The 14,113-nt window shown below is 70.6% G+C and carries 13 protein-coding genes; 5 read left to right on the top strand and 8 right to left on the bottom strand.

The features are described 5' to 3' along the window. Positions 1-58 precede the first annotated feature (58 nt). Both KCH48_RS27665 and pepN read right to left on the bottom strand, forming a co-directional pair. Positions 59-1,096 (bottom strand): hypothetical protein, encoded by a 1,038-nt coding sequence (locus KCH48_RS27665; protein WP_210577608.1) that lies wholly within the window; start codon positions 1,094-1,096, stop codon positions 59-61. A 206-nt stretch (positions 1,097-1,302) separates the two neighbouring features. Further along, the gene (gene pepN, locus KCH48_RS27660) at positions 1,303-3,903 is read right to left on the bottom strand and encodes an aminopeptidase N (RefSeq protein WP_210577607.1); all 2,601 of its coding nucleotides are present in this window, start codon (positions 3,901-3,903) and stop codon (positions 1,303-1,305) included. A gap of 148 nt (positions 3,904-4,051) precedes the next feature. Here pepN and KCH48_RS27655 point away from each other — a divergent pair, with 148 nt between their 5' ends. Next, positions 4,052-4,696, top strand: coding sequence for a DsbA family protein (locus KCH48_RS27655; protein WP_210577606.1), 645 nt, complete (start codon positions 4,052-4,054; stop codon positions 4,694-4,696). Between the two features lie 38 nt (positions 4,697-4,734). On the opposite strand, the gene KCH48_RS27650 is transcribed toward KCH48_RS27655, so the two are convergent. The 4 genes from KCH48_RS27650 to KCH48_RS27635 all read right to left on the bottom strand — a co-directional run bounded on the left by KCH48_RS27650 (position 4,735) and on the right by KCH48_RS27635 (position 8,518). Beyond that, a complete protein-coding gene (locus KCH48_RS27650) occupies positions 4,735-4,932 on the bottom strand; it encodes a hypothetical protein (RefSeq protein ID WP_210577605.1) in 198 nt (65 codons plus the stop codon). Continuing rightward, positions 4,932-6,377, bottom strand: a complete 1,446-nt coding sequence (locus tag KCH48_RS27645) for an FGGY-family carbohydrate kinase (protein ID WP_210577713.1) — start codon at positions 6,375-6,377, stop codon at positions 4,932-4,934. Before KCH48_RS27645 ends, KCH48_RS27650 begins: the two co-directional genes overlap by 1 nt. Positions 6,378-6,652: 275 nt before the next feature. Beyond that, entirely contained in the window at positions 6,653-7,699 is a 1,047-nt protein-coding gene (locus KCH48_RS27640; protein ID WP_210577604.1) for a 2-hydroxyacid dehydrogenase, read from the bottom strand. Between the two features lie 24 nt (positions 7,700-7,723). Continuing rightward, positions 7,724-8,518, bottom strand: coding sequence for a DeoR/GlpR family DNA-binding transcription regulator (locus KCH48_RS27635; RefSeq protein WP_210577603.1), 795 nt, complete (start codon positions 8,516-8,518; stop codon positions 7,724-7,726). Between the two features lie 162 nt (positions 8,519-8,680). Here KCH48_RS27635 and KCH48_RS27630 point away from each other — a divergent pair, with 162 nt between their 5' ends. The 3 genes from KCH48_RS27630 to KCH48_RS27620 are packed head-to-tail and all read left to right on the top strand — an operon-like array spanning position 8,681 to position 11,555. Beyond that, positions 8,681-10,114, top strand: a complete 1,434-nt coding sequence (locus tag KCH48_RS27630; protein WP_246885973.1) for an FGGY-family carbohydrate kinase — start codon at positions 8,681-8,683, stop codon at positions 10,112-10,114. Between the two features lie 25 nt (positions 10,115-10,139). After that, the gene (locus KCH48_RS27625) at positions 10,140-10,769 is read left to right on the top strand and encodes a histidine phosphatase family protein (protein ID WP_210577601.1); all 630 of its coding nucleotides are present in this window, start codon (positions 10,140-10,142) and stop codon (positions 10,767-10,769) included. Between the two features lie 12 nt (positions 10,770-10,781). Beyond that, positions 10,782-11,555 (top strand): SAM-dependent methyltransferase, encoded by a 774-nt coding sequence (locus KCH48_RS27620; protein WP_210577600.1) that lies wholly within the window; start codon positions 10,782-10,784, stop codon positions 11,553-11,555. Positions 11,556-11,670: 115 nt separating this feature from the next. Here KCH48_RS27620 and KCH48_RS27615 read toward each other — a convergent pair whose 3' ends face one another. Further along, positions 11,671-12,312 (bottom strand): superoxide dismutase, encoded by a 642-nt coding sequence (locus tag KCH48_RS27615; protein ID WP_210577599.1) that lies wholly within the window; start codon positions 12,310-12,312, stop codon positions 11,671-11,673. Positions 12,313-12,627: 315 nt separating this feature from the next. Here KCH48_RS27615 and KCH48_RS27610 point away from each other — a divergent pair, with 315 nt between their 5' ends. After that, the gene (locus KCH48_RS27610) at positions 12,628-13,212 is read left to right on the top strand and encodes a biotin transporter BioY (protein WP_210577598.1); all 585 of its coding nucleotides are present in this window, start codon (positions 12,628-12,630) and stop codon (positions 13,210-13,212) included. Positions 13,213-13,292: 80 nt separating this feature from the next. Here KCH48_RS27610 and KCH48_RS27605 read toward each other — a convergent pair whose 3' ends face one another. Continuing rightward, positions 13,293-14,003, bottom strand: coding sequence for an LPXTG cell wall anchor domain-containing protein (locus KCH48_RS27605; protein ID WP_246885972.1), 711 nt, complete (start codon positions 14,001-14,003; stop codon positions 13,293-13,295). Between the last annotated feature and the right edge of the window lie 110 nt (positions 14,004-14,113).

Genomic DNA, 14,113 nt, shown 5'->3' with positions numbered 1-14,113 from the left:
CCGGGCGTCGGGCCCGGTGCCCCTCCTCTCCCCTCCTGGTGCCGGTCCCGGTTCGTCGTTACCGGGGCAGCACCACGACATACGCGGCCGGATCGCGGTCCGCCGATGCCATCAGGGCCGTGCGGACGACCGTGGCCTGCTGTTCCATCGAGTCCCGGAGCTTCTTCGGTGTGATGTGGACGACGGTGATGCCGAGGCGCTCCAGGTGCTCGCGCTTGCGGGCGTATTCGGACCACAGGGCGTCCTCGTCCTGGCGTGGAGCCCGGGTGTCCAGTTCCACGGCGACCGCCTGCTCGGGCCAGTACGCGTCCAGGCCGCCGAGGTGGGGCCCACCGGGTAGCCGCAGGTCGACGTTCCACACCGGATCGGGCAGGCCGAACTCGCGGACCATGCGGTACAGGCGGTCCTCCGCGATCGCGCGGCCCTCGGCCAGGAGGGAGTCCACCGCGTCCACGACGTGCGGCCGGCTGAGCAGCTTGGCGTTGTTCAACTCCCGGACGACGGAGGCCGGTTCGCAGTGACCGCCGCGCACGGCTTCGGTGAGGAGGCGGCGTACGGCGCCGGCGTCCGCGAGGCCGGAGACCGCGTCGGCGAGGGCGCGGGGGACGGGGGCCACGGGCACGCCGGTGACCTGTTGCGGGGTGGGCAGGGCCGCCGTACGGACGATCCGGGCCGGTCCCGTGGAGCGCAGCCGGCGCAGCCGGGGGACCAGGATGTCGAGCTTCTCCAGGGACAGCAGCGGGGGAGCGGAGGCGAAACCGTGGAGGGCCAGCGCCGCGAGGCCCGTGATCATGGCCTCCGCGTACACGGGTCGGTGCGGGTCGTCCGCGCCGGGCTGGGCCGGCACGCCGGGGGACGACTCGCGTGCCGCGTACATCAGGACCGCGTGCAGCCGCTCCTCGCCGGTCGGGGGGCCCGGGTGGAGCAGGAAGACGCCCGGCAGGATCTGCTGCCAGGGGCCGCCGGGCCGGCACTGGTCGTTCGCGTCGGCCGCGGACACGCCGTGCGAGCGGAGCTGGGCCGCCGTCATGACGCGGCGGTGCACCTCGGAGAGGTGGCGGAGGGGGCGGGGGGAGAGCGGGGTGTTGTGGTTCATGACCCGGAGGTTCCCGCGTCCGATCCGCCCCTTAACCGTTGTTACACGTCCGTCGACAAAAGCGGACAACTTGGCACTAAAGGACGGGTGTTCGGATGCCGAGTAGGCACGGAAAACCCCTGGTCCGTTCGGGTTGGACCAGGGGTTACGGCTGCTATTGCCTGAATTCCGTAACGGTCACGGAGGCCGTGATCGTTGGCCAAGGGTCATCCGGAGCTTGACGCACCCTCGGCCACCGCATCGCACGCCTGCCCCCGCAGCCCCCGCGCCAGATCGTCCCGCGCCTCCAGCACCAGCCGCCGCAGGGCCGGCGCCGCCGTCTCGTGCGCCGACAGCCAGACGTCCGTGGCCGCCAGCGTCTCCTCGGAGTCCTGCAACCCCGGGAACAGCCCCCGCACCACGTCCATCCCGATCTGGATCGACCGCTCGGACCACACCCGCTCGATGGCCGCGAAGTACTTCTCCGCGTACGGCGCGATCAACTCCCGTTGCGACGGCTGCGCGAACCCCGCGATCGTCGCCTCGACCAGCGCGTTGGACAGCGCGTCGGACTCGACGACCTGCGCCCACGCCTGCGCCTTGACCGCGGCCGAGGGACGGGCGGCGAGGCAGCGGACCTGGTGGCGCTTGCCGGACGCGGTGTCGTCGCGGGCCAGTTCGGCGGCGAGCACCGACTCGTCGGCGACCCCGTGCGCGGCGAGGGGTTCCAGGAACGCCCACCGCAGTTCCTGGTCCACCGCCAGGCCCTCGATCGTCTCCGTTCCCTCCAGCAGCCCCTTCAGCAGCTTCAGATCGCCCTCGCCCGCCGCCACCGTCGCGAAGAACCGCGCCCACGCCAGCTGATGCTCACTGCCCGGCTCGGCACCCCGCAGCTCACGCAACGCGCCCTCGGCCAGCAGCCGTTCGCCGACCGGCCGCCACCCGGGCGCCACGTAGTGCACCAGCGCCGAGTTCGCCCAGGCGTGCAGCATCTGGAGCACCCCGATGTCCGACTCGCGCCCCGCGAACCGCAGCACGAGCCCGATGAAGTCCCGCGCCGGCAGCAGCGCGTCCCGGGTGAGATTCCACAACGCCGACCAGCACAGGGCCCGCGCCAGCGGATCGGTCATCCCGCCGAGACCGTCCTTCAGCGTGGCCAGCGAAGTCTCGTCGAAGCGGATCTTGCAGTACGTCAGGTCGTCGTCGTTGACCAGGACCAGCTCCGGCGCCTGTGCACCCGCCAGCTCCCCCACGACCGTACGCGGCCCGTCGACGTCCACCTCGGCGCGCGCGTACCGCTCCAGCGCCCCGCCCTCGGAACGCCGGTACAGCCCCACCGCCACCCGGTGCGGCCGCAGTTCGGGGTGCGACTCGGCCGCCTCCTGGAGCACGGAAAGCTCGTCGATCCGGCCCTCCGCGTCCAGAATGACCTGCGGTGTGAGGGAGTTGACCCCCGCCGTCTGCAGCCAGGACCGCGCCCACGTCCCCATGTCGCGCCCGCTGGTCTCCTCCAGCACCGACAGCAGATCACCGAGGCGCGTGTTGCCGTACGCGTTCCGCTTGAAGTAGCGCCGCGCGCCCTCCAGGAACGCGTCCTGACCGACGTAGGCGACGAGTTGCTTCAGGACCGAAGCCCCCTTGGCGTACGTGATGCCGTCGAAGTTCAGCTTCGCGTCCTGCAGATCACGGATGTCCGCCGTGACGGGGTGCGTGGAGGGGAGCTGGTCCGCGCGGTACGCCCATGCCTTGCGGCGGTTGGCGAAGGTGATCCAGCCGTCCTGGAAGCGGGTCGCGCCCACCAGGGCGAAGGCGCCCATGAAGTCGGCGAAGGACTCCTTCAGCCACAGGTCGTCCCACCACTCCATGGTGACCAGGTCGCCGAACCACATGTGCGCCATCTCGTGCAGTACGACGTTCGCCCGGCCCTCGTACGACGCCCGCGTCACCTTGCCCCGGAAGATGAACTCCTCGCGGAAGGTGACGAGTCCCGGGTTCTCCATCGCGCCGAGGTTGTACTCGGGCACGAACGCCTGGTCGTACTTCCCGAACGGGTACGGGTAGTCGAAGTGGTCGTGGAAGAAGTCCAGGCCCTGCTTCGTCACCAGGAACACGTCGTCGGCGTCGAAGTAGGGGGCGAGGCCCTTGCGGCACAGGGCGCCGAGGGGGATGTCCAGCGTCGTGCCGTCGGCGAAGGTACGGGAGTAGGAGTCCGTGACGTAGTGGTACGGGCCCGCCACCACACAGGTGATGTACGTCGAGATCGGCTTCGTCTCCGCGAACCGCCAGACCCCGTCCGCGAGTTCACCGACGCCGTTGCTCCACACCGTCCACTCCTCGGGCGCCCGCACCTCGAAGCGGAACGGGGCCTTGAGGTCCGGCTGCTCGAAATTGGCGAAAACGCGGCGGGAGTCGGCCGGCTCGTACTGCGTGTAGAGGTAGACCTCACCGTCCTCGGGGTCGACGAAGCGGTGCAGGCCCTCGCCGGTGCGCGAGTAGGCGCACTGGGCGTCGACGACGAGTTCGTTGTCGGCGGCGAGGTCCTCCAGGGTGATCCGCGTCCCGTCGAAGACCTCGCTCGGGTCGAGGTCCTTGCCGTTGAGGGAGAGGGCCGTCACGCTCGGCGCGATCAGGTCCGCGAAGCTGGTGGCGCCGGGCTCGGCGCAGCGGAAGCGGATCGTGGTGACCGAACGGAAGGTGCGCGGCGCCTTGTCCTCGCCGTCCCCGCCACCGACGGCGGAGCGCACGTCGAGGGACACGTCGTACCCGTCGACGGACAGCAGGGCGGCCCGCTCCCGGGCCTCGTCGCGGGACAGATTCTCACCGGGCACGGGCGGCACTCCCTCGGGGTGTGTTCAGCATGCGGACAGCCCTGATCCTGCCATGTGGCCCTGACCGGCGGCATCAGGGAATGGCCGGGTGAGCAGAAACGTTCCCCCAGAGGTTCCGCGGAGACCTGCCTGCCTCATGAGGAGAGACATGTCGGAGAAGACCCCCGTCGATTTCTGGTTCGACCCGCTGTGCCCCTGGGCTTGGATGACCTCTCGCTGGGTGCTGGAGGTGGAGAAGGTCCGGGACATCGAGGTCCGCTGGCACATCATGAGCCTGGGCGTGCTGAACGAGCCGAAGCTCGACGAGCTGACCGAGGAGTACCGCGAGCTGCTGGAGACCAAGGCCTGGCAGCCGATCCGGGTGGTGACCGCGGCCTGGCAGAAGCACGGCTCCGAGATCCTCGGCCCCCTCTACACCGCGCTCGGCACGCGCATCCACAACGAGGGCCAGGGCCCGACCCGCGAGGCCGTCGCCGACGCCCTCGCCGACACCGGCCTGCCCGCCGACCTGATCGACTACTTCGACCAGGAGGACTTCGAGTTCGACGCCGAGCTGCGCGCCTCCCACAAGGAGGGCATCGACAAGGTCGGCCAGGACGTCGGCACCCCCGTCATCGCCGTGCCCGGCGCCGACGGCAACCAGATCGCCTTCTTCGGCCCGGTCGTCACCCCCGCCCCCAAGGGCGAGGACGCCGCCCGCCTCTGGGACGGCACCCTCGCCGTGGCCTCGGTCCCCGGCTTCTACGAGATCAAGCGCACGCGGACCAAGGGGCCGGACTTCAGCAATCTGTGAGCACCAGGGCGGTAGGGGTTGGCGGTAGGGGTTAGGGGTCACTCCGGGAAGTTCCCCCCGTCGTCCCACCTGAGTTTCCGCTGGAAGCGTCTGCAGCCGTCGCGGGCGCACCGGATGTAGGCCTCCGGCGGAAACTCCTTCTTCTGCCGGCGGACGAACTCCTTCTCCGCGTCACTATTGAGCTCGCGGAACTCCTGGAGCCTGCTGCCGCCGCAGTTCGGGCACCGTTTGAACATCAGGCGGTCCGCCCCGCGGTGCCGGCCGCGGCCCGCGCCTGTGCCAGCCGGACCAGGTGGTCCCGATACCCCCGCGCGTAGTACGCGGCCCGCCCCGCGTCCGGCTCGACGACCTCCGTCGGCTCCGTCCACACGCCCTCGTCCAGCGTGACCCCGTACCGCTCGGCCGCCGCCAGCACCGCTCCCCGCGCCCCCACCTCACCCTCGACCACCCGCAGCGGCCGGCCCAGCACATCGGCGAGCAGCCGCATCCAGGCATGGCTGCGGGTCCCGCCCCCGCACACCGCGAGCGACCCCGTCAGGCCCGCCGCCTCCAGACAGTGCCGGGCGGCATAACCGATGCCCTCACAGGTCGCCCGGACCAGGTCGCCACGGGTCGACTCCAGGCTGACGCCCGTGAGTTCGGCGCGCAGCCCGGGCTCGACGAAGGGCGCGCGCTCGCCCGAGGGAGCGAAGTACGGCAGGACGCGGACACCGTGCGCACCGGGCGGCGTGTCGGTCAGCAGGGCGTCCACCTCCTCATGGGTGACCCCCGTCGTCGACAGCACCCAGTCCAGCGCCGCCGTCCCGACCATCGCCGGCATCGCACGCAGCCAGTGGCCGGGCCGGTCGGTGGAGATGTACAGCCCGGCCGGATCACCGGTCAGATCCAGGTCGGTCGTCGCGACGAGAGCGGCAAGGCATGTGCCCACGATCAGCAGACCGTCGCCCGGGGAGGTGACGCCGGCGCCGAGCGCGCTGGCGGGCAGGTCGTACGGGCCGTTCGCGAGCGGAGTCCCGGCCGGCAGCCCCTCGCCGCGTGCCTCGGCCGTGGCCACGGGGTCGCTGATGGGGGCGAGCAGGCCCCGGCGGTGGGTGAGACCGAGCAGTTCCACGACCCGGTTGTCGTACGACCGCGACCTCGGGTCCAGGAACGGCATCGACGCGTCCGACACGTCTGTCGTGGCGCGTGCTGCTCCCGTCAGCCGCTGGAACACCATGTCCTTGCAGTACACGGCCGCCTTCGCGGCGTCGAGCGACTTCGGCTCATGCGCGTCCAGCCAGGCGAGCAGCGGGCCCGGACAACCCGGGAACATCGCGTTGCCGGTGCGCCGGAACACCGTCTCGAAGGTGCCGTCCGCCTGCCACCGGTCGAGCAGTTCGTGCGCGCGGCCGTCCATCCAGGAGACGGCGGGGCGGATGGGGCGTCCTGAGTCGTCGATGAGCCATACTCCGTCGCCCTGGCCGGTGAGGCCGGCCAGTTCGATGGGTTCGTGCGGCAAGCGGGTGGTCAGTGCGTTCAGGACAGTGATCACCGCTGTGTATACCTCGTCCATGTCCTGCTCGACGTGACCGCTGTGCAGGGAGAGGCGTACGGGGCGTGCTTCTACGGCGAGTTGACGGCCGGTGGAGTCGAAAGCTGCGGCCTTCACCATGGACGTGCCTACATCCATCCCGATGTACACGGCGTCACCATCCTCCATTTTCTCTGCTGTGCTGAATGTCTGGGTCGGTCGCCTCCGGGGGCGCTCACTGCCGGTGTCGAGACGGCGATCGTGCTCGACGCTTCGCGCCGCTGTGCTGAATTGCTCGGTGGCCTTCGGGGGCGCTCACTGCCGGTGTCGAGACGGCGATCGTGCTCGACGCTTCGCGCCTCCGCGCGTTCGCCGTCTCGACACCGGCGCGCCCCCTGCGGCTCCCTCCCGGCCGGCGCGTGGGGACGGTGCGCGTTGGTGGGCCCTTACCGCAAGCTGTGGGCCAGGGGTTCTCCGCGTGCCCAGCGTGCTACCTCGGCGGCTGCGATGGACGCCGCTTTCTCTGCTGTCGCCCGGCTCGCTCCGCCCAAGTGCGGGGTCAGTACGACGCGTTCGGTGAGGCCGGTACTGAGGAGTCGAGCGTCGGCGGGGAGTGGCTCACGCTCGTACGTGTCCAGTGCTGCCGCCGACAGGCGTCCGCTCTCCAGCGCATCGCAGAGGGCGTCCTCGTTCAGGAGGGGGCCGCGGGCCGCGTTCACTACGACCGCGCCGGGCGGGAGGAGCGCCAGTTCGCGGGCGCCGATGAGGCCGCGGGTCTCGGGGGTGAGGCGGGCGTGGAGGGTGATCACCTGGGAGCGGGTGAGCAGCTCGTCCAGGGACGACAGCCGCAGTCCGTGGATCTCGCCGTGGACGTAGGGGTCGTAGACCATGACCCTGGCGCCGAAGGCGCACAGGACGCGGGCCACCCGGCTGCCGACCGCCCCGTAGCCGACGAGCCCGACGGGCAGGTCCTCCAGTTCCAGGCCGCTGTGTTCGTACGTGTAGTAGGTCGCCCCCTGCCAACTGCCTTGCCGGGCAAGGAGATCATGGGCTTGCGGGATGCGGCGCAGGGCCGCCAGCATCAGGGCGACGGTGAACTCGGCGGTGGCGGCGGCGTTGCGGCCGGGGGAGAAACACACCCGTACGTCACGGGACTTGGCCGCTTCCAGGTTGACGTTGACCGGGCCGCCGCGGCAGACGACGACCAGGCGGAGGGAGGGGGAGGCGTCGAGGACGCGTTCGGTGACCGGGGCCATCTGTGTCACCAGTACCTCGCGGTCGTCCGACAGGGCCTCGATCAGTTCGTCTTCCGCGTCGCTCGCCTCCGTCACCTCGGCTACCGGGCCGAAGGGTTCCAGGGGCCAGCCGAGGGTCAACTCCCTTACGTCCACGTCGCACTGGTGGTCGCGTAGTTCCTGGCCCACCGCCGACGTGATCAGCGACGGCAGTACGAAGTGATCCCCGGCGGCGAGGACTCGTAGCGTTCCGTTCATCGCAGTGCGTCTCCCGTCTCGGCGTCATGACGTCGACGTCGCGCAGACCTCGTAACGGACCTTGTGCTCGTCCAGGTCCCGCAGCGCCTCGGCCGACGCCCCGTCGTCGACGAGGAGCAGATCGAAGCGGGAGAGCGGGGCGACCCGGTGCAGGGCGACCCGGGCGAGCTTGGTGTGGTCGATCAGCAGGACGTTCCGTGCGGCCGAGTCGAGCATGGCCCGCTTCACGGACACGATGTGCTGCTCCTGGTGGTAGGCGTAACCCCCGTGCACGGCCGACGTGGACGCGAAGCAGACGTCGACGCGGAGCGACTGCACCGCCTCCACGCAGGACACGCCGAGGAAGGAGGAGTGCAGCGGATCGTAGTCGCCGCCGAGGGCCATCAGGTGGATGCCGCGCTGGTCGGAGAGGAGGTTGATCGCCTCCAGGAAGTTGGTGACGACCGTGAGGGGAGTGACCTCGCCGAGGCGGAGTCTGCGGGCTATCTCCAGGGCGGAGGTGGAGTCGTCGAGCATGATCGCCATGCCGGGCTCTATCGACTTCATCGCATGCGCGGCGATCGCGGCCTTCTCCGCCCGCATGGTCTTCAGCCGGTACTGCACGTTCGACTCGAACACCCCGGAGGGCTGCGCGGTCACGCCACCTCTGAACTTCCGTACGATCCCCTGCCGTTCGAGTTCGTCGAGGTCCCGGTGGATGGTCATCAGGCTGACCCCGAAGCGCTCGGCCAGCTCGGCGGCGGTCGCCGAGCCGTCGGCCAGGACCTGCTCGGCCATGGCGGCCTGGCGGGCCGCGGGTCCCTGCTGTGTGTTGCTCATCGCCCGATCCTTCGTCCTGGACGCTCCGGCCGGGTGCTGGGCCAACGGGTCGAGTCGACTCGTTAACAGAGGGTGGAACGGCGAAAGGGGGGCGTCAATCCCTCGCGCAGGTGGAAACCTCGGTGCAGAGTGAGAAGTTCACGGCCAGGTATGGGAGGTCCGATGGAGTCATGGCTCGGGATCGACCTGGGGACGCAGGGCGTCCGGGCGCTGCTGGTCGCCGCGGACGGCACGGTCCTGGGCAGGGGTACGGCCCCGCTGACCGGTCGGCGTGACGGCGCACGGCACGAGCAGGATCCGGGGGAGTGGTGGGACGCGGTGTGCGCGGCGTCCCAGGCCGCGCTGCCCCGGCACGCGGCGGTGCGCGGGGTCGCGGTGTGCGGGACGTCCGGGACGGTACTGCTGACCGACATCTCGGGGGAGCCGATCAGCCCGGCCCTGATGTACGACGACGGGCGGGCGGGGGAGCAGGGCGCCGAGGCCAGGGCGGCGGGGCTGTCGGTGCAGGACACCTGGGCACTGCCGAAGGCGCGGTGGCTGGCGGAGACGTACGGGCCCGGACGGCTCACCCACCAGCCCGATGTGATCACCGCACGGCTCGTGGGCCGGCGGGTGCCGGCCGACTCCAGTCATGCGCTGAAGACGGCGTACGACGTGGAGCGCGACGCGTGGCCGGACATCCTCGGCCTGCCGGACGGGGCGCTGCCGGACGTCGTACCGCCCGGCACCCGGCTCGGCGAGGTCTGCGTGGCCGCCGCCGAGGCCACCGGCATCCCCGCCGGCACCCCGGTGATCGCCGGGATGACCGACGGCTGCGCGGCCCAGATCGCCTCCGGCGCGCTGCGCGAGGGCTCCTGGAACTCGGTGCTCGGCACGACGCTGGTCCTGAAGGGCGCCACCTCGCACCCCGTGCGGGACCCGGCCGGCATCGTCTACAACCACCGTGCGCCGGACGGGGGCTGGCTGCCCGGCGGGGCGTCCAGCGTCGGCGCGGGCGTGCTCACCGCCGCGTTCTCGGGTGCCGACCCGGCCGCCATGGACGCACAGGCGGCGGCCTTCGAACCGTCCGGTGCGGTGACCTACCCGCTGGCGTCGCCCGGCGAACGCTTCCCGTTCCTGGCGCCGAACGCCACCGCCGTCCTCCTCGGCGAACCCAGCTGCGACGCCGACCTGTGGGCCGCGCTCCTCCAGGGCGTCGCCTTCACCGAGCGCCTCTGCCTGGACTACCTGCACCACCTGGGCGCCCCGCTCGACGGCACGCTCACCTTCACCGGGGGCGCCGCCCGCAGTCCGTACTGGAACCAGCTCCGCGCCGACGTCCTGGGCCGCACGGCCCGCGTACCGGAACAGACGGAACCGGCCCTGGGCATGGCCGCGTTGGCGGCATACGGCACCGGAGGCGGCCCCTCGCTCGCCGACACAGCCGAACGCATGGTCCACATCCGCACCGTCGTCGACCCCCGCCCCGACCGCACGGTCCTCTTCGCCGAGCCGTACGCCCGCCTCATCGACGAGTTGGAGGCGCGCGGCTGGCTGCCGACACAGGTCGCGGCCCACGCTCGCGCCCGCCTCACCATGGATACGGCCGAACCATGACGCTCACCATGGATACTGCCGGACCATGAGCACCGCCACTACCCTCCTCCTGGTCCGCCACGGCCAGACCGTCTGGCACGCCGAGAACCGTTACGCCGGAGTCAGCGACATCGCCCTGACCGACACGGGCCGCGCGCAGGCCGAGGCGCTGGGCCGCTGGGCGGCGGTCCATCCGGTCGACGCGATCTGGACCTCGCCCCTCTCCCGTGCCGTCGCCACCGCCGACCCGGCCTGCCGGGCCCTCGGCCTCACCCCGCACCGCGAACCCGGCCTGCGCGAATGCGACTTCGGCGTGCTGGAGGGCCGTACGCTCGCGGAGTTCGCGGCCGAGGACCGGGCCGCGGCGGAGGCGTTCCGCACCGACCCGGTGGCGAACCCGTTCCCCCGCGCGGAGGACCCGTCGGCCGCGGCCGAGCGCGGTGCCGCGGCCCTGCGCCGGATCGTCGCCGCCCACCCGGGCGAGCGCGTCCTCGTGGTTGCGCACAACACGCTCCTGCGTCTGGTGCTGTGCACGCTGCTGTCGATCCCGGCCGGGGAGTACCGCAGAGTGTTCCCCCGGTTGCGCAACGCGGCGATCAGCGAACTCCTGGTAAAAGCCGACGGATCCGCCGCACTTCTCTCCCTCAATGTGCCGTGCGAGCCCGAACTGGCGTAGCACTATGGCCACATGATGGAGATCGACACCTCGGTACCGCACTCGGCCAGGATCTGGAACTACTGGCTGGGCGGCAAGGACAACTACCCCGTGGACGAGGCGGCGGGCGACGCGTACACCGCCGTCTTCCCCGGCATCGTCACGATCGCGCGCAGCAGCCGCGCCTTCCTGGGCCGCAGCATCCGGTATCTGGTGACGGAGGCGGGCGTACGCCAGTTCCTCGACGTCGGCACCGGCTTGCCCACCGTCGAAAACACCCATGAGGTCGCCCAGCGCCTCGCACCGGAGTCGAAGATCGTCTACGTCGACAACGACCCGCTGGTCCTGGCCCACGCCCGGGCCCTGCTCACCTCCACCCCCGAGGGCGTGACGGCGTATGAGGACATGAGCCTGTACGAGCCGGAGAAGATCCTCGATGCGGCCTCGCGCACCCTCGACCTCTCCCGTCCCACGGTCCTGATCCTCAGCGGCATCCTCGGTCACGTCGCCGACTACGACCAGGCCCGCGAGCTGGTCCGCCGCTTGCTGGCCGGCCTGCCCTCCGGCAGCTACCTCTGCCTCAACGAGGGCTCCCGGGGCACCGACCCGGACTACGAGAACGCGCAGGACGCCTACAACGAGACCGGCGCCGTCCCGTACTTCCTGCGCCCGGTCGACAAGATCGAGGCGTTCTTCGAGGGCCTGGAAGTGGTGGAGCCGGGAGTCGTCTCGGTGCCTCTCTGGCGCCCGGAGACCGAGAACCCGACGCCGATCGGTCAGCACGGCGGTGTGGGCCGCAAGCCCTGACGCCCTCCCTCCCATGGGAAGCCCCCGCGAGTCACGTCCTCGCGGGGGCTTCCTTCTTTCCGCCTGCCGTTCGTGAAGGTGAGAAGACGATCACGAGGCAGGGCGCTCGGGGGCCTCAGGGCGCAAGCAGCAGCACATCCGTTCGGGACTTCGCGGCCTCGTAACGCCGGGCCACGTCCTGCCAGTTGACGACCTGCCACATCGCCTCGATGAAGTCGACCTTCTGGTTCCGGTACTGCAGATAGAAGGCGTGCTCCCAGGCGTCGAAGACCAGGATCGGCGTGGCGCCCTGCCCGACGTTGCCCTGGTGGTCGTAGACCTGCTCCACGATCAGCCGCCCGCCCAGCGGCTCGTACGCCAGCACACCCCAGCCCGAACCCTGCGTCGTCGCGGCGGCCTTGGACAGCTGCGCCTTGAAGCCGGCGAAGGATCCGAAGGACTCGGCGATCGCGTCCGCGAGCGCTCCCACACCGTCGGCGGCAAGCGGCTCGCCACCTCCGTCGCCGGTCATGTTCTGCCAGTAGATGCTGTGCAGGATGTGCCCGGAGAGATGAAAGGCCAGGTTCTTCTCCAGCCCGTTGACCGAGCCCCACGACTCTTTGTCCCGCGCCTCCGCCAGCTGCTCCAGCGTGTCGTTGGCGCCCTTCACATAGGCCGCGTGGTGCTTGTCGTGGTGCAGCTCGATGATCTCGGGGCTGATCACGGGGGCGAGCGCGGAGTAGTCGTACGGCAGTTCCGGGAGTGTGTAGACGGGCATGAAGGGTCCCCTCCTCGGGCTTGTTGCAAGTAGCTTGCAACAACAAGCTAACAGCAAAAAGCCCCGGGTGGATCACCAGGGGGAGCGGCGGGTCCCGGATTGGCGGGACCCTACAGTGCCAGGCTCCGCCCGCCTCGGTGACCTACGCGGCCCTACCTCAGTGACCCGTATCACGCCCGGTCACGTGTAACCGGCACTCTTTGTCAGGAGCCCACCACAGCCGCGCTCCGGCCTTTGTCGAGCGGTGACGGTGCTGCGCTCAGGTGCCCTGGGTTAGCGTCACGGTGTCCCGAACCGCCCTGACTCGGAGTCCCCATGAGCACCGCTGCCGTCGCCGCCCCCGCCCGCACCGGGCAGGTCCTCGCCGACCTCCTCCCCGCCTCCCGCGTCCGGGACGCCGCGCTCGTGCTCGGCGGCGCCGCGCTCACCGGCCTCGCCGCCCAGCTCGCCGTGCCGGTGCCCGGTTCCCCGGTGCCGGTGACCGGACAGACCTTCGCCGCGCTGCTGGTCGGCACGAGCCTCGGCGCCGGGCGCGGCCTGCTCGCGCTCGTCGTGTACGCGCTGGCCGGCCTTGCCGGTGTGCCGTGGTTCGCGAACGGGGAGTCCGGGGTCATCGTCTCCTTCGGCTACATCATCGGGATGATGCTGGCGGCCACCGTCGTCGGCGCCCTGGCCCGCCGCGGCGCCGACCGCTCCGTCCTGCGCATGGCGGGCGCGATGCTGCTCGGCGAGGCGATCATCTACGCGATCGGCGTGCCGTATCTCGCCTTCGCCGCCGACATGTCCGCGTCCGCGGCGATCGCGGCCGGCCTGACGCCGTTCCTGATCGGCGACGCGCTCAAGGCGGCTCTGGCGATGGGGCTGCTGCCGACGGCCTGGAAGTTCGTCAACAAGCGCTGAGCTACTGGCTGTTGTGAGCCGACAGCATGAAACCGGGGTGTGGCAGTGAGCCGCACCCCGGTCCTGTGTGCGCTGTCGGCTCAGGTCTCGCGCCTCCGCTGCGACCACCACAGCCCGGCCGCGCCGGCCGTGATCAGCGCCGCGCCCGCCGCGCCGAGCGGCAGGACGTCACGTCCGGGACCGGTCTTCGGCAGCTCGTCGCTCCCCGGCGCCACCGGCGTGTTGTCGGCGCCGAGCAGCAGCGGGGTGGCCGGGGCGTCCGGTGACGGGTTCGTCGTGCCGAACGGCACCGGGCCCTGTTGCCAGAAAGTCTTGCTTCCGTCACTGTTCTGCACGGGCAGACAGATCTTTCCGGTTTTCTCTCCGGTCCGGCTCACGTCGTACGTCGCATCGACGTCGTACGACTTGGAATCACCGGCCGCGAGATTGTCGATCGGGCACGTGTAACCGCTGTTCGAGCCCTCGGGAAGATCGCCTTCCGCGATCGGCGAACACCCCTGGACGTTCTTTACGGTCATGCCGTCGAAGCCCACGACCCAGAGCCTGATTTTGCCGCTGTCCTTGGTCCCCTCGTTCTTCACCGTGGCGGTCATCGCCGTTTCCTGTGAACTGTTGTCGACCGAGATCTCCTCGGGCAGCAGTGTGGTCAGCTCGACATCCGCCGGCGCCTCGTCAACGGCCTTGCCCCCCTTGCTGCTTCCGGGCCCCTGGTCATCCGCGGTGGCGGTGACGGAAAGGATCATCACCGTCGAGAGGGATGCCGCAACCAGCGATCCCGCGATGGTCGTCATACGACGAGAAATCATGTTCGTCCCCCTTGGCTGCGCCTGAATTCGCAGTACTTGAAGAGCTACCACAAGATTTCTCCGCACTATGCTGGTGCAGCCTGAAGTGTGACCAT

The sequence above is a fragment of the Streptomyces sp. GESEQ-4 genome, from assembly GCF_017948455.1.
Classification (GTDB): Bacteria; Actinomycetota; Actinomycetes; order Streptomycetales; family Streptomycetaceae; genus Streptomyces.
The sequence above is the reverse complement of the archived record's forward strand: the minus strand, read 5'-3'. Positions and strand labels throughout refer to the sequence as shown.